The organism is Candidatus Obscuribacterales bacterium (genome assembly GCA_036703605.1).
GTDB lineage: Bacteria > Cyanobacteriota > Cyanobacteriia > RECH01 > RECH01 > RECH01.
Genome location: DATNRH010000450.1, coordinates 1 through 5,927 on the forward strand (window position 1 = coordinate 1; position 5,927 = coordinate 5,927).

A 5,927-nucleotide genomic window follows, 5' to 3' on the forward strand; every position below is an offset into this window, starting at 1 on the left:
ATTATACTGCTATTCAGCAACGCCAAACCTGCTATGAGGGGCTTGAATTGACTACACCTCTGTTTTATAGATCTCTAGGCTATAGCTTGAAACCTCTGGAAAACTTGACTTCTTGTATGGAAGCATGAGAGTTCAACCAAGGCTTCAAACACGCCCTAATACACCCAAGTCCCTAATTCAATATGTGGACAAAAGGTAAGCCTATTGAATTAGTAGAGTGGTCTTGAAGAGTGCTTACCCTTGCTAGGAAATATACTTACTTTGTAACTCATTGAGCAATAGAGTTCAATGAATACACGTAGAACTTTATCATCCCTTTAAGGAAAAAAGCCTCAAAACAGTCAGCTTCGAAAACTGGAATAGCCCTGAAGTTTGTGCTGTAACTGTTTTTACATAAAACAATACTGATTTCTAGCAGCAGGAAACATTATATTGTAATCATAAAGATCATATTCACAAGCCACATTCAAGAGCAGTTTGTTTTAAATACTTTCTTTAAAGTCTTGGATCTTAGAGGCAATGACCTGTAGAGAGAACGATCTATAAATATTCTGCTAGAGCACTATGGAAACAAGAGGGAAAAATCTATGCATAAGTTATCCCATCAATCTCTATGAGATTAAGAGAATACATTCTATGCATAACCCTAGGCGCTGATATGAGGACATAGCCTGCTTGCCTGCATAGTCTCAACTGCCAGATGCCAGTTGAGACTATGCAGGCAAAGCCCGCGCTTACGCGAGTTGATGAAGGTTGTTGCTTTGTAGCCGCAGATTCAGCCACCAGTCCTTAACGCTCACTCCGTTGTAGGGCATCTAAATTGTCTGATTAGGGGCTGGGCTGAGAAGCGATCGCCCTTACTAAATATCGCAACATAAATAAGATCGTGTATCTACTGATTCTCATGTCGAGACGAATATTTCTTATTTTAAGCACTAGGTTGATGAGCCTGGTATTTTAGATGGATGGTTAAGGGGGCGATCGCCTCAGAACTGACTTTGATGGGTAAACAGAAGATTGAACAATCCATGGTCGTAGGCTTGATGGGCGGCTAGTTTGATCAACTGCTCGCTCCGCCCATCGAGGAGGTAGCTGTCATACCCTAAGGATGCCATAAACTGTCTAAGCTGCATTTGGCTTGATCCAAGTTTTTGCAGCCCAAACGCATTGATTTCCACGATCACAAAAGGTGGACGCAGGGTTTCTAGCGTATGCTGACCACCTTGCAAGATAAGGTGTTCGGCACCCTCAGTATCAATTTTGATCAGCTTAATCGCGTCTAGATCATACTGCTGAACTAGGGCATCTAGGGTGGTCATAGATATGGTTTGGACAAAGGGATGATCTTGGCTCTTGGTATTAAAAGGATGATCTCCCACATTCCACAGAGCATGACCACCATCATTGTCTAGGTTGAAGAAAAACTGCGTTTCCTGTTGAACATCACCGATCGCTCCATGGATCACCTGCACTTGCTGAAAATGATTAATCGCTACATTATGGCGAATTCGCTTGTAGTTGGATGTTTCCAACTCGCAGGACACAACCATACCCGTTTCTCCCACCAGCATGGCGGCAATTAGGGTGTAGTAGCCAATATGTGCACCAATATCAATCATGCGATCGCCGGGTTGCAAAAACTGAGGAAACCATCGAACCACCTCAGGTTCATACATCAGCCCTTGGGAAAAGGCATCCAGCATCAACGCTTGGGTAAACTCCTGGGGATTGAGAAACAGCTTGAGGACGGTCGATTCCTCACCCTGTTGAATACTTAGCTGAATGGTTTTGCCGATGCCTGGCTTGGACGGAGATGAACTCATGGAACCATCGTTACCGTAGAGGGATGATCAAAAAAACTGCCCCCAACCTAGCGGATGAAGGGCAGTTCTGTCTATGAGCTTTAGTTTTTTTTGTTTAGCCTACGCTAAGACCTAGGCTAGGGCGTTTCTGAGGCTTCTGCGGTGATGCTTTCAGAGCGTAGCTGTTTCGCAGCAGCGATCGCATCCTCGGTCTTTTTCCCATCCAGTTTCAGAATCAGAGTGGATAGGGGCGGTAGGCAAAGGTCGATGGAGAAAGGACGATTGTGGAACGCCCATTCTTCCGACCATTTGCCGCCTAAGTTGCCCATGTTGCTGCCGCCGTAGTCGCGGGCATCGCTGTTAAACAGCTCGGTATAGAAACCGGACTTAGGTACACCGATGCGATAGTGGGAATGGGGCTGGGGCGTGAAGTTGCAGACCACGACGATAAATTCATCGGAGTCCTTAGCCCAGCGAATAAACGAAACCACGCTATGGCGATTGTCGTTACAGTCGATCCATTCAAAACCTTGTTGGTCAAAGTCTTGGGTATAGAGAGCTGGCTCACTGCGATACAGCTCATTTAGCTTGGTGAGGCAATGCTTGAGGTTTTGGTGTGGTTCATACTGCAGGAGCCGCCATTCTAGGTCTCCCCAAACGTTCCACTCACTCCACTGCCCAAACTCCATGCTCATGAACAGGGTTTTCTTGCCAGGATGGGCAAACATGTAGGTGTAGAGGCAGCGCAGGCTAGCAAACTTTTGCCATTCATCGCCGTGCATCTTGCCAATCATGTTGCTCTTGCCATGCACCACCTCATCGTGGGACAGCGCCAGCATGAAGTTTTCGCTGAAGGCATACATGATGCTGAAGGTGACGTTGTTCTGATGGAACTGGCGGAACCAGTGATCCATGTGGAAGTAGTCGAGCATGTCATGCATCCAGCCCATGTTCCACTTGAGGTTGAAACCCAAGCCGCCAACGTAGGTGGGCCAAGAGACCATGGGCCAAGAGGTAGACTCTTCGGCAATGGAGAGAATGCCGGGGAAGTAGCTGAAGATGACGTGGTTCATCTGGCGGATGAATTCTGCTGCTTCGATATTTTCCCGACCGCCATACTGGTTGGTGACCCATTCTCCGGGTTCGCGGCAGTAGTCGAGGTAGAGCATGGAGGCGACGGCGTCTACCCGGATGCCATCAATGTGGTACTTGTCGAACCAGAAGAGGGCATTGGCTACGAGGAAGTTGCGCACTTCATTGCGGGCGTAGTTGAAAACGAGGGTGCCCCATCCCTTATGTTCACCTTTGCGAGGATCGGCATGTTCATACAGGTGGGTGCCGTCGAAAAAGGCCAGACCGTGACCATCTTTGGGAAAGTGCCCCGGTACCCAGTCCACAATCACACCGATGCCATGGGCGTGGCATTGATCCACGAAATACATGAAGTCTTGAGGGGTGCCGTAGCGGCTGGTGCAGGCGTAGTAGCCTGTCACCTGATAGCCCCAGGATCCGTCAAAGGGATGCTCGGCTACTGGGAGCAGTTCAATGTGGGTGAACCCCAGGTCTTTGACATAGGGGATTAGCTTGGCGGCTAACTCGCGATAGGTGAGGAATCGCGCGCCGGGCTTGAGGTCAGACACTTGGATGGCGGGCTCAGGCTTGCCGTCGGGGCCTAGAGCTGGTTCGTCAGAGGCGGCATGGAGCCAGGAGCCTATATGAACTTCGTAGATCGATACGGGCTGAGTAAGAGGTTCGGAATGGCGGCGTTGCTCCATCCAATCCGCATCATTCCAGGCGTAGGAATCTAGGTCAGCCACAATGGAGGCGGTTTTGGGTCGTACCTCTTGCTGGAAGCCGTAGGGATCCGATTTCTCGTAGATGTGGCCGTCGTGGTTTTTGATCTCGAATTTGTAGCGATCGCCCACGCCGACTTGAGGAATGAACAAATCCCAAACCCCGTTGCCAGTGCGACGCATTTGATGTTTGCGTCCATCCCATAGGTTGAAATCACCCAGCAGGGATACATTGCGGGCATTGGGTGCCCAGACGGCAAAGTAAACGCCCTTGATCCCGTCCATTTCAACGGTGTGGGCTCCAAGCTTCTCGTAGATGCGGTGGTGATTGCCTTCCGAGAACAGGTGAATGTCTAGATCGGTGAGCCCCGGAGAGCGGAACGCGTAGGGGTCATATACCACCCGCTCGTGCTCCCCTTCCTTGATGCGCAGTTGGTAGTTGCTCAGTTCAGGGCGATCGATGACGCATTCGAAAAAGTGGGGATGGTGTACCGACTGCATGGCATGCTCAGTGGGCACAGGATAGTCCTTACCAGCGTTGGGGCAAATCACCCAGGCTGCACTGGCTTCTGGTAAATAGGCGCGAATGACCCAGACCGATTTGCCGTTGAGGTCAATGGGGTGAGGCCCCAACACATCAAAAGGATCGTGATGCTGATTCCAGACAATGCGATCGATTTGATCGGAAGCAACGGTCTGCGTCATATAAAGTACCTTCCTAGGGTAAATCACTCGATGAGCTGGACTAAAGAAAAGAAGCGATCGCCTGCTGATGGGCAAATCGCAATTAGGCTTGCTGTGATACTATAGGCTGCTTTGAGTCAAGCAAGAGAATGACATTGCACAAGTCATGCCATTAAATTCTGTAAATCTATTGTTATAAACTGTAACAGAACAGCGGGAAGTCTCACCTTTTCGTTCCAATATTTTGAGAATAGCAGGTGTTTTAGCAAGCCGTGCATCCCTCTCTAGTCTGGTGGAGCGGCTGGATTGTGATCAAGATCGTGGTCTTGGAACATTTGGGTCACACTAGGGCGTCGTTTGGCATGTCATAGATAGGGATATCGGTAGAGGTGGTCAGGCTTGCGCTCTTAGACAGGAATGTTCCTGACGCACAGTGTAGCTGTAAACGATTCCCAAATAATGCATTCGTCCTCCTCGACCCTTTTGTTTCTTGGAGTGTGGTGGTATGGCTACGTCTTCTCAAGCCCGACTTGTGGCATTGCTTCATGCCGTGATTGTGACTTTGACTCTCGCGATCCTGTTTGCGTCGCAATCTGAACCAGAACCCTATAGTACTAGCCAGGTTCCGGTCTCCTTCTTCCGATCGCTGCTGCGTTAAGGGCGATCGCTCTATGCCTTCACGTTACCAAACTTGCTTGGGCCGTTTGGGTCACGGTCTTGAGCTGCTCTAGGGTGGGCATGGGCTGATCACCGCCATCGCTCAGCCATAGCAAATATTCGATATTCCCAGCGGGGCCCGTAATTGGCGACCAGGTGAGCCCCTGATAGCGCCAGCCCAAGGCCTCGGCTGCTGTGCAAACCTGGGCGATCGCATCGGCCTGCACCGTCGCCTCCCGCACCACGCCCTTTTTACCCACCCGCTCACGCCCCACTTCAAACTGAGGTTTCACCAGCAGGATCACCTCTCGGGGAGGCTGCAAAAGCGCCCAGAGGGCCGGCAGAATTTTGGTGAGGGAAATAAACGACACATCCACCACTCCTAGATCCGGAAAGGCGATCGCCTCCGTTGGCTCAGCAACGCCATAGAGATCCATGGGCGTCAGATGGCGAATATTGGTGCGTTCTCGCAACACCACTCGGGGATCCTGGCGCACCGTCCAGGCCACTTGCCCATAGCCCACGTCGATGCCGTAGACCTTGGCCGCACCGTTTTGGAGCAGACAGTCCGTAAAGCCGCCGGTGGAAATGCCGCCATCCAGGGCCAGGCGATTTGGGATGACGATGTCAAAGTCTGCCAGGGCCTTGGCCAATTTTTCACCACCCCGAGACACATAGGGCGATCGCGCTTTGACGGTAATCTCCGCAGCCTCGTCAATATCCGTGCCAGGCTTGTCTACCAACTGTTGATTCACCCGCACCTCTCCAGCTCGAATCAGCCGCTGGGCCTGCTGACGGGAGTCGCATAGGTTGCGGTCTACTAGCAATTTGTCGAGGCGTTGTTTGCTCAAGGGGCGATCGCCAACAGAAGAACGCTCCCTATTCTACGATTTTTTCCCCCACCTACCGGAATCCTGAGGCGGCGGGCTGAGGATGTTCATAGGCGTATGTGTTCGAGGATGCACGTGGGTCGTCAGCGATACCTTTAGGA

The 5,927-nt window shown here is 50.8% G+C and carries 4 protein-coding genes; 1 reads left to right on the forward strand and 3 read right to left on the reverse strand.

Annotation, left to right across the window (positions count from 1 at the left end; translation table 11 throughout):
• Positions 1-986: 986 nt before the first annotated feature.
• Both V6D20_09525 and glgB read right to left on the reverse strand, forming a co-directional pair.
• Positions 987-1,823, reverse strand: coding sequence for an FkbM family methyltransferase (locus tag V6D20_09525; GenBank protein HEY9816019.1), 837 nt, complete (start codon positions 1,821-1,823; stop codon positions 987-989).
• A 116-nt stretch (positions 1,824-1,939) separates the two neighbouring features.
• Positions 1,940-4,300 (reverse strand): 1,4-alpha-glucan branching enzyme, encoded by a 2,361-nt coding sequence (gene glgB / locus V6D20_09530; protein HEY9816020.1) that lies wholly within the window; start codon positions 4,298-4,300, stop codon positions 1,940-1,942.
• 484 nt (positions 4,301-4,784) lie between these two features.
• On the opposite strand from glgB, the gene V6D20_09535 reads away from it, so the two are divergent.
• On the forward strand, positions 4,785-4,937 hold the full coding sequence (locus tag V6D20_09535) for a hypothetical protein (protein HEY9816021.1): 153 nt from the start codon (positions 4,785-4,787) through the stop codon (positions 4,935-4,937).
• Between the two features lie 19 nt (positions 4,938-4,956).
• Here the strand turns inward: V6D20_09535 and V6D20_09540 are convergent, their stop codons facing one another.
• The gene (locus tag V6D20_09540) at positions 4,957-5,787 is read right to left on the reverse strand and encodes a TlyA family RNA methyltransferase (protein ID HEY9816022.1); all 831 of its coding nucleotides are present in this window, start codon (positions 5,785-5,787) and stop codon (positions 4,957-4,959) included.
• Positions 5,788-5,927 lie beyond the last annotated feature (140 nt).

Bases quoted from the DNA above. Each gene is read 5' to 3' on its own strand.
- glgB (HEY9816020.1), bottom strand. From the start codon at position 4,300: ATGACGCAGACCGTTGCTTCCGATCAAATCGATCGCATTGTCTGGAAT.
- V6D20_09535 (HEY9816021.1), top strand. From the start codon at position 4,785: ATGGCTACGTCTTCTCAAGCCCGACTTGTGGCATTGCTTCATGCCGTG.
- V6D20_09525 (HEY9816019.1), bottom strand. From the start codon at position 1,823: ATGAGTTCATCTCCGTCCAAGCCAGGCATCGGCAAAACCATTCAGCTA.